Source organism: Paenibacillus sp. J31R98 (assembly GCF_056269245.1).
The window spans coordinates 160,338-175,238 of sequence record NZ_JBWDNO010000010.1 but is presented as its reverse complement, the minus strand read 5'-3'; the positions used below and the strand labels follow the sequence as shown (position 1 = coordinate 175,238).

Genomic DNA, 14,901 nt, shown 5'->3' with positions numbered 1-14,901 from the left:
TCCCCCTTATCGAACGGTAACGTTAGACAGATTGGCGCCCATGCCTTTAAGCGAAGCATAGGTCAACTTATCCATGACAGCGCCGTCGAAGTTAATGGTCTTGATGGAACGGTAATACTTATTGGTGAGCGAGAAGTAGGCTTGGAAAGAAACATTCTTGAGCGTAGCTCCCTTGAACGAAACATTGTTTACGGCCGATTTGTCGAACTTGACGCCGATAAAGGTTTGCCCGTCGAAGCACTGTCCGCTCAGGTCGGAATAATCGAAGACCACGCCGTCAAAGGTACAATCTTTGAAGACCGTTGTTCTAAGGTCGGACTTGGAGAACGTTACGTCAGTCAATCTGGCCCCCGTGAATTTGACTCCTTCCAATCCCGAAACGCTGATATTGGTGCGTACAAGCGTCGATTTATTGAAGCTTGCGTTCGAAAGCGTAACAGCGCTGATGGTGCAGTCTGTCAGATTCGCCCCGTCAAAGTTAGCTTCGCTTATGTCGCTCGCCTTAAACGTACTGCCAGTCAAGTCTGCGCCTGCGAAGTTGGAACCGCGTAATGCGCTAGCATTGAATTGTCCTTTATGTGCGGTAACACCTGCAAAGTCGCTCTGCGGTAAGTGGCTCGCGCTAAAGTTCGTCACGACCTGCCGCTCGAGCGAACGGGAGAGGTTGGCAACCTCCAGTATCGTTTCCTCAATATCGCCGATGCCTTCAATGGTCATCTTGAAAGCTGTTTCCTCGTCTTTGCCCTCGGCTTTAAGTTCAAGGAACCTCTCTTGCAAGTCGGAGAGGAGGTCAGCCTTCAGCTCAGAGACGCTCTTCACTCCGTCGTAGGATGCGAAGACACCATTCAGATAGTTGTTCAATTTCTCACTCATAACTCAACACTCCTTATAATAAGTTTTCAAGTACGCGCTTGGCGTACTCCCAGTTGTTCTTGTTGCCGGCGTAAGTCGTCTTGCCCTTCTCGGTAATCCGAAAATATTTGCGCCGTCCTCCTTGAGATTCATCTCCCCAATACCACTCGATATCACCGTCAACCTCAAGCCGCCGGACGCTCGAGTACATCGTAGCTTCCTTCAGTTCATAGTCGCCGCCAGAACGTTCAGCAATCAGTTTGACAATCTCGTACCCGTAGCGGTCAGATTCAGACAATAGCCGTAATATCATCGTATCGGTATGTCCGCGCAGCAGGTCGGATGTAATCTTGTTCTCGCTCATGTAATCACCCCGCATTTGTATAATACGATATAGTACTATGACTGTCAAGGTAGTATTTCAATTATATTACCTTGTTTGGTGGAAATCCGCAGATGCCCAATTCAGCGCGATGCCAAAAAGACCCCTCGATAAAGGGGTCTTGGCGGTAAGGCACGAATGTAATCATGTGCGAAAGCAGGTTCAAGTATGCGAGGGCGAGGATAACTCGGGAGGTCGTTATGGTCACTAAGATCATTGATGGTGTTGCGTTTGAGCTGAAAGAGGATTTCGATTGTGCATTCTTATCAAAGTACGGCAAAGTCTTCACGGTATTCGACCAGCAGGACTCCGGCCATTTGTGCTTTGGTGTTCAAGCTGATGATAAGAAGCTCTTCTTAAAGATAGCAGGGGCAGCGACTGTAAGAAGTATTACAATTCCGGCTGAGGCGATTGCCCGGCTTAAATCAACGGTTCCGATCTACCAAGATCTGCGTCACCCGTCCCTTATTGAGATCATTGAGAATAAGGAGATCGACAACGGTTACTTGACGGTATTTGAGTGGTTTGAAGGGGATTGTATGGGCAGGCAATATAGCGCGTATGATAAATTCATCGCTCTGCCTCTTGAAGAGAAGCTGAGCATTTTTGACGAAGTCATACGATTCCATATTCATGTTCATGAATACGGGTATATTGCTGTCGATTTCTACGACGGTGCGATCATGTACGACTTTGAATCCAAGAAGACCAAGTTCTGCGATCTCGAGTTCTACAGGAAGAAACCCGTGATCAATACAATGGGGCGCATGTGGGGATCCAGCCGTTACATGTCTCCTGAAGAGTTCCAACTCGGCGAAGAGATTGATGAGAGGACTAATGTCTTCTTAATGGGAGCAACGGCGTTCCAATTGTTCGGCGGCGGGATTGAACGTAATTACGAGAAGTGGCAAGCTGGTGAGAAGTTGTTCGCGGTTGCATTGAAAGCTGTCAGTACGCGTAAAGAGGATCGTTATCCGTCCATAGAGGAATTCCTTGAGGCGTGGGATGAAGCCCTGTAACCGAAAAAACAGAGCGCGGTATGATACCGCTGCTCTGTTTCTTTATAAACGAAGCTTATTCGGACTCGCCCTCAGCATGCAAGAACTTCTCCGTTAGGACCGAAAGCAGCATGATGCCAACCTCGTTCTGGCCGCCCTCAGGAATAATGATATCCGCGTACTTCTTGGACGGTTCGATGAATGCCTCGTGCATGGGCTTCACGGTTTGCAAATATTGATCGTGAACGGATTTGATCGAACGCCCGCGTTCTTCGATATCCCGCAGCACCCGGCGCAGGATACGCACGTCAGGATCAGTGTCGACGAACACCTTGATATCGAGCATGGCCCGAAGATTCTCGTCAGATAGAACGTGAAGGCCTTCGATAATGACAATGTTATACGGCATGAGCTTCTCGGTCTTATCCGCGAAACGAGAATGCGTTGGAAAGTCGTATATCGGTGCATCGACCGTTTCTCCGGCCTTCAGCAGCTTGAGATGTTCGACCAGAAGATCGTTATCAAACACGAGCGGATGATCATAATTCAATAGCTCACGTTCAGCCATTGTAAGATGGGGATGGTTCTTGTAGTAGTTGTCTTGCGATATAAACGTCACTTTGTCAGATCCGTGATGTTCGATGACCGAGCGTGCGACTGTCGTCTTTCCCGATCCCGTGCCGCCTGCAATTCCGATGATAAGCATGGATGTAAAGTGCCTCCCTGATTTAAATCCTTAATTTCAGTATTGTAGCATAGAGGAAGAACCATTCGCCAACCTGAGCAGCTCGAAGAGGGCATCCGAGACCGAGCTGGATGCCCTGCGAGGCGTGATTGAATGAATGTTATGGAATGACCGGCGTCGCTGTAGTGTTTTTGGTGACATCCCATGCCGACTTGACCATAGTGTTCAGCGTGCCGTCCGGCTTCTGCGAAGAATAACCAACGGAGATGATGCTATACGCGAGTGAGACGGATTCGACGGTATCGTTAAAGGCGTAATTGGTGACGAACAAATTGCTGAGGTTAATGGTCAGGAACTTGATCGGTGTTGGCCCTTGTTTAACAAAAACAAGCGTTGCGCTCTTGATAGGCTTTCCTTGCACGGACGCGAGGAATATAGGCATGGAGGCGGCATCGAATAGTTTGGAGAAAGAGAGTCCATCGAATTGGGGTTTGCCAGTCGCCACACCGGTGGTAGTGTTTAAGGAAGTCGGGACCTCTACGCCAAAGTGGACGTCGGATACCGGAATCCACTGCTCGAAGCCCTTGTCGAGAGATTCTCCCGGAATGGTGTCGAGCTTCAGGTAAACTTTAACATTGTCTGGCGAAGATACGGCGTTCGCGGACGAGCCTCCAAGCGTTGCGGTAGCTAGCAATACAGCGAAGACGAGCAGAGCAGTTAATACTTTTTTGAATGAAACGGCTAATGAGTGCGAAATAGGAATCCCTCCAAAATAGGTTTGATTTTTTCCCTATGTACGTAGCACGATGTCAATACGTATTGTATCATATAATTCGCGATTTATGATACGAATTGTAATTAAATCGCTCCCTCACTTCGTTTCATTCTTGGCTTCGTTTATACTAAGAAATGGTAGGAAAGAACATCCGGAGGAGCGAGAGCGAATGACAACGATAAAGACAGCTGCAATTGGACTTGGCGTTATGGGTCAGAACATGATCCACAATAATTTGTATAAGTATCCGGATGATATAGAGCTCGTTGCCGTCTGCGAGTCGAACGAAAGCACGGTTCGCGCCTTTGCGGATGCCAATCCAAGCGTGCGTACATACACCGATTACCGCAAGCTGCTTGAAGAAGAGAAGATCGATCTGCTCTATATTGCTGTGCCTCCTTCTAAGCATCATGAGGTCGTGCTTGCCGCGCTCAGCAAGAATATTCACGTCTTCTGCGAGAAGCCGCTGGCTAACAGCTTGGAGGAAGCGAAGAACATGCTGGATACGGCCGTTCACGCTGGGGTGCTGCACGCCGTTCACTTCATGATGCCGCTATTCCCAGGGTCTATAAAGCTGCAAAGGCTAGTGGAGGAAGGCGCAATCGGTCAGGTGACTTCCATTGATCTGATCCTGCAATTCCCGCAGTGGCCACGTGCCTGGCAGAACAACCCTTGGATCGCATCGAAGCAAGAAGGCGGGTTTCTTCTGGAAGTGGGCATCCACTGGATTCACTTGATTCAAACGATATTTGGGCCGATTACGCATGTGGAGAGCAGCGTCGATTATCCGGCAGATGCCAATGCCAGTGAAGTAGGTGCGCGTGCAACTTTAACCTTACATAATGGCGTAAATATCCACTTAACCGGCACGACCCAAGCGGACCAAGAGCGCGTCTCGATGGTGGTCCATGGCGATCAAGGCACTCTTGCGCTGGAGAATTGGGACAGCCTGTTTATGGGCGAGACAGAAGGTGCGCTGCAACCCGTACCCGTCACTGACAGCCGGCTTTCTGTCATCGGTCATATCATTCGCAGACTGAGAGGCGAGCAGGGCACGATCTTCGACTTTAATGATGGCTATCGCGCACAGGTCATTCTGGAAGCTCTGCGTAATCCGGCAGGCGGCGGCAATTAGAAGTACGACTTCATTGTTGGCGCTAACCTGTCATTTTGCTGCATGGATTGTCAGGCTATTAGAATAGCCAAATGATAAGCTCCTGTATGAAAGGAGGAATCGAGATGGATTGGCTTGAACGGATGAACCTGGCTATCGACCACATTGAAGACCACTTGGACGATGATATCGATTACGAGCAGCTCGCTAGAATTGCCGTATGCTCCGTGTATCAATTTCAGCGCATGTTCTCGTTTGTGCTTGAGATTCCGTTATCCGAGTATATAAGGCGCAGACGGCTGACGCTTGCGGCATTCGACTTGCAAGACAGGGCCAACAGAGTGACGGATATTGCCTTGAAGTATGGGTACGAAACGCCGGAGTCATTCTCGCGGGCTTTTCAGAATCTGCATGGACTAACGCCTACCATGGCGAGGCATGCAGGCAGCCCGTTGAAAGCTTATCCTCGAATCTCCTTTCAAATGACGTTAAAAGGAGTAGTCGAAATGAATTATCGCATTGAGGAACGGAAAGCTTTTCAAGTATTTGGGCTTGAAGATGTATACGGGATGGACACGATTGCGAATGAACAAGGAGTATCAATCCCAGAGGTTTGGCAGAACGTAGTCAGCAATGGCGAGTTAACGAGATTGACCGAGTCTGTTGCTGGAGCTTGGCAGGCAGAGGGAGGCTTCGGCAAGGAGCTTGGCGCTGTCTTTGCATTCGATTCCTACAAGTTTACCAGCAACACCACTTTCCCTTATCTGATCGGGTGCTACAAGTCGGCGGGAAGCAAGATGGATGGTTATACCGTTGTTGATGTGCCGGCATCTACGTGGGCCGTATTCTCGACGCTGAATGATGGACATGGCAGCGGCAGCTATAATCTGGCTGCATTGAAGAACCGGATATTCTCCGAGTGGCTGCAAACTTCCAAGTATCAAATCATCGACGGCGGTAATTTCGAAATGTACGGCAGCAATCAAGACGGCTATGAGTATTGTGAGCTGTGGTATCGTATTGAAGAGAAGTGAATACCTCTAATAAAGAAAAAATAAAAATAAATAAGCCGCCCAAGAAGGGCGGCTATTATTTTAGTGCCATAAAAAGCAGGACTATGTGGTAAGCGAGAGGTGAAACCTCTCTTTTTTGTTTAAAAACTGGTCAATGAATCTCTAAAAAGATCTTCCCCGTTATCTTCCGAGGCGGTACTTATACCGCAGCTCTGTTGTTTCTTTTCCACGCTCTGAAGATCACTTCCGGAACAGCAAGCAGCACGATAATCGCCCCGTAAAGTCCAATGATATAGCTGGTTACATAGTCGATACCGGCCCATTGGTGCAGCACATAGGTGAACAGATGGATCAGCAGATTCGTAAAGCAGAAGGCATAGCTTCGGATCATCCAGCGGCGATGCTGGAGCATCCGTTTCTTGCGGATGTGGACAATCGCGATCACGGTGATTGCGATCCAGATCATATTAAGCAGATTGAAGCCCATGCTGCTTATCTTCCCTCCCGTAGCGTAGGGAGCCATATAGCCAGAGGACAAATCGACGAGAACCACAGCTACGACATAGACGTAACCGTTCAACCGGTGAAATCGGCGATTCTTCTCATAATTGCGGGTAATAAAGTTAATGAGCCCAGATGCCATCGCGACGCAGGCGAATCCGACGTGAACGTGCATCACCTTTAACCAGATTGCCGGCTTCACCTCGTGCTCTGATCCTGTTTTGTGGCTTAGAAAGGTCTCCGCGCCTGGATGAACGAGATAATTTATAGCGAGCGCGTAAAGAATATAGATCATGCACAGGAATGCGAACAGCTTATATATCGATAGACGCCGTACCATGACAAGTAAGTACTCCCCTCTAGATCCGAATCCCTGATAGCTTGGAGGCTGGCAATATTCCGGCTTTGGCAGAGCCGATCATAACGTCGCCGCTCACGGTAACTTCAAAGTTTAAATTGAGGCGCATCGGCTTCGTAACTCGTTGGGACCAACAAAGTGTATTTCCCTTAAGTACAGGAGCGATGAATGGACTCTCCTCATCGCCTTGTAGCGCTTTTCCCTCAATGACGCCGTTTGCTGTCGTAATGTGGAGCTGCACTGCTAGCTTCCCAATCGGGGTAGCGATTGTCGTATCCCATGTCCCGTCAAAGATGGACTCTAAGGCAACATGATTCTCTATTGTTTGTGCATTTGTTTGTACATTTGTTTGTGTATGAATCGTGTCACTCGCGTCACTCACAACACCAACTGCCATTCCAGTACGAAGCGGAACGCCGCTTTTGCGCCAGGCTGTCCCTCTTCGCTCATATTCGAATAACCGCTCAACCGCATGGGCAACTTGAGGACCAAGCTCCCGTTCCACCAGATAGAGCGCGACATCGAGTCCCGAAGTGACGCCGCCGCCGGTGACGAGGTTGCCGTCATCAACGACGCGGGCGTGGACAGGTATGGCCCCTGTTGCGCCAAGCAGATCCATTCCCAAGTGATTCGTAACGGCAGGCCTTCCATCGAGCAGCCCTCCCATAGCGAGCACAAGAGAACCGCCGCATACGGTAGCAACGGTGAGATCAGGCAGCGCCAGCGCATGTTTGAGTTTGACAGTCAGCTCCGTATTCATCGCTCGTGATAGGATCGTCGGGATGGCGTTCGGGCCATCTCCTTCAAGCTCGCCGGACGCGCCGGGCACAAGAATAATACCCTTTCGGGTAGGGCTCAGTCTACCTGTTGCCTCGATTTTCACACCTTTGCCACCACTCGGAACGAGTCTTGGCCCCTCGGCAGAGACGAATTCCACATGCATGTCACAATCAGCTAACATTTCGGCTGCGCAGAATACCTCATAAGGGGCAATCGCATCGAGCAGATCGAAGCCATCGAATAAGACGACTTGTATATTCATCATTCCAATATCCTCCTTAGCATACATCCATTTGTCCGAAGGATAACAAGAAAGTCTCTCGAATGAAGCGCCGAAATGATCACAAAAGAATAACGAACCGTCACAATATGCGTACTCCTTCGTTTGAATGGATTGGTAGGTGCTACACTAGGAGGAGATGAAAGGCCGATTCGTGGAGTGAAGGTGGAGTCTGCAATGAAGGATCAAGGCACGATTCTGGTCGTGGATGACGATCAGAGCATTACCGAATTATTAAGGGACTTTCTCGAAAATGAACAGTTTGAGGTCGTGACAGCAGGCGATGCGAAGCAGGCCTGGACCCTGTTTCAGCAGCATTCAATTGACTGCATGATTCTGGACATTATGATGCCTGGCGAGAATGGCTTCGAGCTCTGCCGGCGAATTCGGACCGAGAGCAGCCTGCCTATTCTATTCTTAAGCGCGCGCAGCGACGACGTCGATAAGATTCGCGGGTTCACCCTCGGCGGCGACGATTATATCGTGAAGACCGCTTCGCCCGGCGAGATCGTTGCCCGGGTCAAAGCGGTCTTGCGCCGCACGGGAACGAAGGTGCAGTCACGCCAGAACCAAGTGCTGGCCTATGATGGCATTCGGCTTGATTTGACAACGAGAGAGGTCACAATCGATCAAACGATGGTCTCGCTAACGCCAAGGGAATTCGAGCTGCTGCAGTTGTTTATGGAGCACCCAAAGCAGGTTTTTACTTACGATCAGCTGCTCGCGAAGTTCTGGGACGGCGTCGGCGATAAGCATACTATTCGCGTCCACTTGAGCCGTCTGCGCGAGAAGATTGAGCTAGACCCAGACAAGCCGCAATATTTAACCAACATATGGGGCGTCGGTTATCGCTTCGGAGGCATGTAAAATGAGAAAACTTCGAATTCGCACGTATGCGATGCTAAGCCTGGGGCTGCTGTTGCTGCTGCCGTGGATATGCTTTATTGCGATGTACGCCATAACGGCCCATTCGCTGCAACTGGGAGAGGATCGGCAGGGCTCTTATGCCGTTCCGATGATTGCTGCATTAGCAGGGCTGGTGCTGGCTTTCGTCATTATAGGCATTCAATTGCGAAAGCTGTTATTGAAGCCCCTTGAGATGCTAGAGCAGGCATCCCGAACAATAGCCGGAGGCGACTTCGCTGTCCAGCTGCCTCAATCATCCATTCGCGAGCTTGCTCATGTTCGCGAAGGGTTTGAATTCATGGTGAACGGACTCCGCCATTCGCGTCTAAAGCAAGCGAAGCTGGAGGAGGAACGGCGGTTCATTATCGCTGCCGTGGCGCACGACCTGCGAACGCCGTTATTTGCCTTGCGCGGGTATTTGGACGGACTTGAGCAAGGCATAGCACGAACGCCGGAGCAAATATCGAAGTACGTGGCGGTGTGCAAGGAGAAGTCAGTGCAATTGGATCGGCTGGTTGAGGACTTGTTTACGTTCACGAAGATGGAGGTCCAACAGGAGGGGCATTTCGAGCACACGGCAGACTTTGCCGATATCATTCGGCAATCCGTTGCTAGCGTTGCGCCGCAGGCGGAGCAGAAGCAAATCACCATTCACGTCCATGCCGAGCCGGGTCACTATGAGATTCGAGCGGATTCTCATCTGTTGGAGCGCGCGATAAGCAACCTATTGGATAATGCAGTGCGGTATACGACACAGCATGGCTGTGTTCTTGTGCAATACCGCAGGGAGACGGACCGCGTGTCCTTCATCATTCATGATACGGGTCAGGGGTTCGCGCCTCAGGAGCTGGAACAGGTCTTTGAACCTCTATTCCGAGGGGAGACATCGAGAAGTCGCGATACCGGAGGCGCCGGACTCGGACTTACCATCTCACAGCGGATTATGAGGCAGCACGGGGGCGAATTGGCAGCGTCGAACCACCCGGCACACGGCGCTGTGCTTTCTGGTTGGATTCCTGCAGAGAAGGTTTCGATGCCGTAACAAAGGTTAATACTAGTCTAGTAGAGCACGTGATAGAGCGCGTGGTATAGTAGTTAGAAAAGGAGAGATGGAAATGTCTTACACCGTTGATTTCAAGCATGTATCGACCGCGGGATTAGAGTCTTCGCCTGTAGTAGATGCGCTTGCCGGATTGCGCGCGAATGAGGCCCGTTACTTTATGAACAAGTACAAGCACACCTTCACGGTAGTGCCGGCTAGCGAAAGTCAGGACACGCTTGATTATGTGAACCGAGTTCTGCAAGAGCGTAATATTGAGTTTGCGGCGAAGCCTCTGGAAACATCGCGCTTCCAGGTGGAGAATATCAAATTCGCCTATGTCTTCTACGAGGACGGCCTCTCCATTAATGTCATGTACACCGTTGATGATCCGAAGAAGCGGGCCGTTGGCTTTAAGCTGTCAGAGGGAATGGAGATTCCGAAGGAGTTAGAGACGAAGTTTAAGTTTGCCAGACAGAAGTCCGCGCTGGCCGGAACGATCCGGGGCACGTACTTTGTCGTTAAAGGCGCATATGAATAGCATGCAGATTGCATAAAATCAAAAACAGAGCAGGTGAGAATATCTCCCTTGCTCTGTTTTTTTGTTTATAGGCTAGGCCATTTCCCCTGACTTGGCCGCAACACTCGTACGGATCTTCAATTCCGTCGGGAGCATGCAGCTCGCTTCGGGAAGCCCCTTCTTGATCATCGCAAAAAGCTTGGTTGCCGACACAATTCCCAGGTCGTATACAGGAACCTTCACTGATGTTAGCGGAGGCGTAAGCATCTTGGAGAACGTATAGTCATTATATCCGAGTACGGAAAGCTGATCGGGAATGCTGATTGAAAGTTGTCTGGCTGCTTGGTATACGCCGAGTGCTTTAATATCGTCTGTGGCGAATATCGCCGTCACATCCTGCCGGACGCACAATAGCCGAAGGGCGGCATCATAAGCGGATTCCACGGTATGCCCGCCATCCACGAATAAATCCTCATCCAACTCGATATCATATTCTTGAAGTGCGGTGGATATTCCGCTTATGCGGTCTAACGAGACATAATGATTCTTTGGCGCGTGAATGCAGCCGATCTTGGTATGTCCCATTCGGATCATGTACCGGCAAGCGTCCAGAGAATCCTTAAAGTTATCTGTATCTACGCTGAAAATATTGTCGAAATGATTCTTGTTTACATATTTTCCGACAACGGCTACAGGAATATCCGTGTTTCCTAAGGCGTCAATCAATTTATCGTCTACGCGCGAGCTCAGCAGGATGACGCCTTTGATCAGCCTGTCCGCAATCATGGAGAGCGTCTTGGAGACTTCTTGCTGCTGATCGGTGCTGGATTGCAGGATAAGATCGAAGCCATGCTCCTCTGCAACTTCACCGATAGAGTTAACAATGATATTAAAGTATGGGTTGTCCACGGCAAATTTCGACGATCTTGCATAACAAATCAATATCGCGTCAAACCCGTCGGAGGACAAGCTTCTAGCTAGTTTGTTGGGCTGGTAATTCAGTGATTTAATCACTTCCAGTACTTGTTCACGAGCCTTTGTTGAAACTGCTGGATGGTCGTTAAGCACTCTGGAAACGGTTGAAACAGAAACCTTTGCAAGTGCAGCTACATCCTGGATAGTCGGCTTAGGCATGACAAAATCCTTTCATGAAAAACAGGTGTATAGTAAGTAATTTACTACGATCATCAAATAAAGTCCAACGTCAATTGTTAGGAAAACTATAGGGATTACGCGTTTTTTGAGAAGCGGTTGCAAAAGTTAATAGTTTTGATATAATCGTGGTACCGTTTCCACGAGAAACGTAGAAAAGTGACGGATAAATTCGACCGAAATGAGATGCGGACACGATAAATCGACATTTTCCGCATAATATTTCCTTAAAAATCCAGAAAAGAGTTGACCTTCGTCAAATTTCGACAACGTTTTTCGCAATGGATCTTTTACTTTTGGTATCGGTACCAATAAAACAAGACGAAGAGGTGTGCAGGAGAATGAAAAAGGTCGCAGCATTAGCGTTAGGTGCAACCATTATTGTTGGCGGATTATCTGGTTGTGGAAGCAATAATAATCAGTCCGCAGGAAACAACAGCGGTGGCGGTACAGCAGAGAACGTGAAAATTCAATTCATGCATTCCATGGTTGAGCAGGACCGTGTGGAACTGATTCAAAAGATGATTGATGCGTTCCATACAGCCAACCCGAACATTACTGTGGAGCAAGTGCCTGTCGATGAAGATTCGTATCAAACGAAGATTACGGCGCTTGGCGGCAGCGGCAAGCTTCCTGAAACGATGGAGCTGACGCAAGACATGGCGAAGCTGCTCGCCAAGAATGATTTCCTTGACCTCGATACAACGAACAAGATTATCGACGGCATTGGCAAAGACAATATTTATGCAGGTGCACTGGATGCGCTCAAAACAGAAGACGGCGCAAGCTACACGGCTGTTCCAATGGCTGGCTGGGTGCAAGGTATCTTCTACAACAAGAAAGCTTTTGCAGAAAAAGGCTTGAAGGCGCCATCCTCGTGGGATGATATCCTCGCGGCAGCGAAAGCGTTCAATGATCCTGCCAAGAAGAAGTACGGCATTGCGCTCCCGACTGCTAATACCGAGTTCACGGAGCAAGCATTCTCCCAATTCGCGCTTTCCAACGGGGCGAACGTATTCGATGAGAACGGCAAAGCGAACTTCAATACGCCAGAGATGAAGACTGCATTGGAATATTATAAAGAGCTGTCTCAATATACGATGCCAGGCTCGAACGACGTACCGGAAGTAAAAGACGCATTCATGAGCGGCGCGGCGCCAATGGCGATTTACTCGACGTGGATTCTCGGTTCTGTCTATGATGCCGGCAAAGCGGCCGATCTAGGCTTCGTTGTTCCTTCGAAGCAAGAACAAGCGGCATTCGGTAACATCACAGGCATCGGCGTAGCAGCTGATATCAGCGATGCGAAGAAGGACGCTGCGGTTAAATTCACGAGCTTCATGCTCAATGAAGAGAACAACATCAAATGGCTGCACATGTCGCCAGGCGGTATGCAACCGGTTCTGAAGAAAGTGGCAAGCAATCCGGAATTCCTGAATAACGACATTCTGAAAGCTTACGAGCCGATCTCGCAAGACATCAGCGGCGCGTTCGCGAACTTGAAGCTGTTCGGATCCGTAAACGGCAAGAACTTCTTGAACATGGGTGACGTGACAAGCAAGAAAATCGTCAGCAACTGCGTGTACAACATCATCATTCAGAAAGCGGATGTTGATTCAGAGCTGAAGAAAGCTCAAGCAGAAATTGAGAAAATCAATTAATCAAGCATAAAGAGTAAGCGTAAGAGTAAGTGATTCGTTCCTGTTCATGATTAAAAAAACAATCTGAAGAAAAGGGGCCACCAGTTCATGATGGCACCCTTTTCTGCTCATACCTTATGAGAAATAAGGAGAATTTCAATGGGAAAAAATAAAAAAGATGCTTTGCTCGGGTACGCGTTCCTGCTACCAAGCATACTGCTGATTCTGCTTCTAATCGGATACCCCATGATTAGAAACTTCATTATCAGCTTTCAGAAAGTGCCGCTCAATCCGAAGAAGGCCGGCGAGTTTATCGGCTTCGATAATTACTCGGGCATTCTGACGGATTGGGAGTTTTACAAATCGTTTCTGCTGACGGTCGGCTTCACGGCGTTGGTCGTTTTACTTAGCACGGCCATCGGTTTGGCTGTGTCGATCTTCTTTAATCGCGACTTCAAATTCAAACGGCTCTGCCTTGCGCTAGTGCTGCTGCCATACATCGTCCCTTCGATCTCGGTTATTTTTGCATGGAAATACATGTTCAATAATGTATATGGCATCATCAACTACATCCTGGTGGATAAGCTGCACATCTTCAAAGTAGCGCCGCTCTGGTTCGATGATCCGAAGTATTCGTTCGTCGTCGTTGTTCTATTTAGTGTGTGGAAGTTCTTCCCGTACGCGTACCTGACGTTCTATGCGATTCTTCAGACGGTCGATAAGTCATACTACGAATCGGCGAGCCTCGACGGCGCCGGCTTCTGGAAGAAGTTCACCCACATTACAGTACCTGAAATTATGCCTGTACTGATCACGGTCGTGACGCTTCGTACCATCTGGGTATTCTACATGTTTACCGAGGTGTATCTGCTCACCCAGCGTGTACCGGTACTCGGTGTTTACCTGTATGAATCAGCATTCGCTGTCAACGATCTGGGCAAGGCGGCAGCTATCTCGATCACGCTGTTTGTCGTCATTTTCGGCTTCATTTTGTTGCTTCGCAAGAGTGCTTTTGCCAAACAGGCTTAGGAAAGGATACTGACATGAAAAATAAGAGAAAACTTAACAGCATCGTGTTCTATACCGTGTTGATCTTGTTTATGGCGGGTATCCTGTTTCCGTTCTTCATCATGCTGATGGTTTCGCTCAAACCTACGGCTGAAGCGATTCAGTTCCCGCCGACGATATTCCCGAAACACATTACGATGGATCACATCCGGGATATTTTCAATCCGAAGATCTTCCCGTTCCTCGATTACTTCAATAACAGTATTGTGATCGCGCTGATATCAGCGGCAGTATCGGTGCTGGCAGGTATCTTCGGCGGCTACAGCTTGTCCAAGCTGCGGTTCATGGGCCGGACGACGATCAATCAGAGCTTCTATCTTGTATATATGTTCTCGGGCATTCTGCTCGTTGTTCCATTGTTCAAGATCATCTCTTCGCTTGGCCTCACGAACACAAGAACGGCGCTTATCGTGACGATGGTCGTCCAGACGCTGCCGACTTGCGTGTTCATGCTGAAGAGCTACTTCGATACGATCCCGGCGGAGATTGAAGAAGCCGGAACGGTCGATGGCTTGAACAAAGTGCAGATTGTCTACAAAATCATCATTCCGCTCTCGATCTCCGGCATCGTGTCGGTCTTCGTATACGCGTTCATGATCGCTTGGAACGACTATATCTTTGCATCAACGTTATTAAGTTCTTCTACGCTCTTCACGTTGCCGATTGGACTCAACACATTATTCAGCACGCCGGATTACGTATGGGGCCGCATGATGGCGGCATCGTTGTTCACGTCGCTGCCAATCATCATCTTGTACGCCATTAGCGAACGATTCATTAAGAGCGGAGCAACAGAAGGCGGCGTCAAAGGTTAAAAAATCACTCGAAGCAGGTGGGG

At 49.1% G+C, this 14,901-nt stretch carries 16 protein-coding genes; 9 read left to right on the top strand and 7 right to left on the bottom strand.

Translation table 11 applies throughout. From position 1 onward, the window contains the following. Nucleotides 1–6: 6 nt before the first annotated feature. Complete coding sequence (locus AC0YNX_RS27695) at nt 7–873, bottom strand: pentapeptide repeat-containing protein (RefSeq protein WP_475818944.1); 867 nt, start codon at nt 871–873, stop codon at nt 7–9. 13 nt (nt 874–886) lie between these two features. After that, on the bottom strand, nt 887–1,216 hold the full coding sequence (locus AC0YNX_RS27690) for a PadR family transcriptional regulator (RefSeq protein ID WP_475818943.1): 330 nt from the start codon (nt 1,214–1,216) through the stop codon (nt 887–889). Between the two features lie 218 nt (nt 1,217–1,434). On the opposite strand from AC0YNX_RS27690, the gene AC0YNX_RS27685 reads away from it, so the two are divergent. Beyond that, complete coding sequence (locus AC0YNX_RS27685; RefSeq protein WP_475818942.1) at nt 1,435–2,253, top strand: protein kinase family protein; 819 nt, start codon at nt 1,435–1,437, stop codon at nt 2,251–2,253. Nucleotides 2,254–2,308: 55 nt separating this feature from the next. On the opposite strand, the gene udk is transcribed toward AC0YNX_RS27685, so the two are convergent. Both udk and AC0YNX_RS27675 read right to left on the bottom strand, forming a co-directional pair. Then, a complete protein-coding gene (gene udk / locus AC0YNX_RS27680) occupies nt 2,309–2,938 on the bottom strand; it encodes a uridine kinase (RefSeq protein ID WP_475818941.1) in 630 nt (209 codons plus the stop codon). Between the two features lie 139 nt (nt 2,939–3,077). Then, complete coding sequence (locus AC0YNX_RS27675; RefSeq protein WP_475818940.1) at nt 3,078–3,611, bottom strand: Hcp family type VI secretion system effector; 534 nt, start codon at nt 3,609–3,611, stop codon at nt 3,078–3,080. 250 nt (nt 3,612–3,861) lie between these two features. On the opposite strand from AC0YNX_RS27675, the gene AC0YNX_RS27670 reads away from it, so the two are divergent. Further along, nucleotides 3,862–4,827 carry a Gfo/Idh/MocA family protein gene (locus AC0YNX_RS27670; protein ID WP_475818939.1) on the top strand — a complete coding sequence of 322 codons (966 nt, stop codon included), beginning with the start codon at nt 3,862–3,864 and terminating at the stop codon, nt 4,825–4,827. A gap of 104 nt (nt 4,828–4,931) precedes the next feature. Next, nucleotides 4,932–5,840 carry an AraC family transcriptional regulator gene (locus tag AC0YNX_RS27665; RefSeq protein ID WP_475818938.1) on the top strand — a complete coding sequence of 303 codons (909 nt, stop codon included), beginning with the start codon at nt 4,932–4,934 and terminating at the stop codon, nt 5,838–5,840. Nucleotides 5,841–6,018: 178 nt separating this feature from the next. On the opposite strand, the gene AC0YNX_RS27660 is transcribed toward AC0YNX_RS27665, so the two are convergent. Both AC0YNX_RS27660 and AC0YNX_RS27655 read right to left on the bottom strand, forming a co-directional pair. Next, the gene (locus AC0YNX_RS27660) at nt 6,019–6,660 is read right to left on the bottom strand and encodes a DUF2306 domain-containing protein (protein ID WP_475818937.1); all 642 of its coding nucleotides are present in this window, start codon (nt 6,658–6,660) and stop codon (nt 6,019–6,021) included. Between the two features lie 19 nt (nt 6,661–6,679). Then, on the bottom strand, nt 6,680–7,723 hold the full coding sequence (locus AC0YNX_RS27655; RefSeq protein WP_475818936.1) for a DJ-1/PfpI family protein: 1,044 nt from the start codon (nt 7,721–7,723) through the stop codon (nt 6,680–6,682). Between the two features lie 192 nt (nt 7,724–7,915). Between AC0YNX_RS27655 and AC0YNX_RS27650 the strand changes: the two genes are divergently transcribed. The 3 genes from AC0YNX_RS27650 to AC0YNX_RS27640 all read left to right on the top strand — a co-directional run bounded on the left by AC0YNX_RS27650 (nt 7,916) and on the right by AC0YNX_RS27640 (nt 10,224). Continuing rightward, entirely contained in the window at nt 7,916–8,605 is a 690-nt protein-coding gene (locus AC0YNX_RS27650; protein WP_475818935.1) for a response regulator transcription factor, read from the top strand. 1 nt (nt 8,606) lies between these two features. Then, complete coding sequence (locus AC0YNX_RS27645) at nt 8,607–9,686, top strand: sensor histidine kinase (protein WP_475818934.1); 1,080 nt, start codon at nt 8,607–8,609, stop codon at nt 9,684–9,686. A 73-nt stretch (nt 9,687–9,759) separates the two neighbouring features. Further along, on the top strand, nt 9,760–10,224 hold the full coding sequence (locus AC0YNX_RS27640) for a phage tail protein (RefSeq protein WP_475818933.1): 465 nt from the start codon (nt 9,760–9,762) through the stop codon (nt 10,222–10,224). 72 nt (nt 10,225–10,296) lie between these two features. On the opposite strand, the gene AC0YNX_RS27635 is transcribed toward AC0YNX_RS27640, so the two are convergent. After that, complete coding sequence (locus AC0YNX_RS27635) at nt 10,297–11,337, bottom strand: LacI family DNA-binding transcriptional regulator (protein ID WP_475818932.1); 1,041 nt, start codon at nt 11,335–11,337, stop codon at nt 10,297–10,299. A gap of 359 nt (nt 11,338–11,696) precedes the next feature. Between AC0YNX_RS27635 and AC0YNX_RS27630 the strand changes: the two genes are divergently transcribed. From AC0YNX_RS27630 to AC0YNX_RS27620, 3 genes are all read left to right on the top strand, one after another. Then, nucleotides 11,697–13,016, top strand: coding sequence for an ABC transporter substrate-binding protein (locus AC0YNX_RS27630; RefSeq protein ID WP_475818931.1), 1,320 nt, complete (start codon nt 11,697–11,699; stop codon nt 13,014–13,016). Nucleotides 13,017–13,154: 138 nt separating this feature from the next. After that, the gene (locus AC0YNX_RS27625; RefSeq protein WP_475818930.1) at nt 13,155–14,024 is read left to right on the top strand and encodes a carbohydrate ABC transporter permease; all 870 of its coding nucleotides are present in this window, start codon (nt 13,155–13,157) and stop codon (nt 14,022–14,024) included. Between the two features lie 14 nt (nt 14,025–14,038). Next, nucleotides 14,039–14,878, top strand: a complete 840-nt coding sequence (locus AC0YNX_RS27620; protein ID WP_475818929.1) for a carbohydrate ABC transporter permease — start codon at nt 14,039–14,041, stop codon at nt 14,876–14,878. The last annotated feature ends 23 nt before the right edge of the window (nt 14,879–14,901 follow it).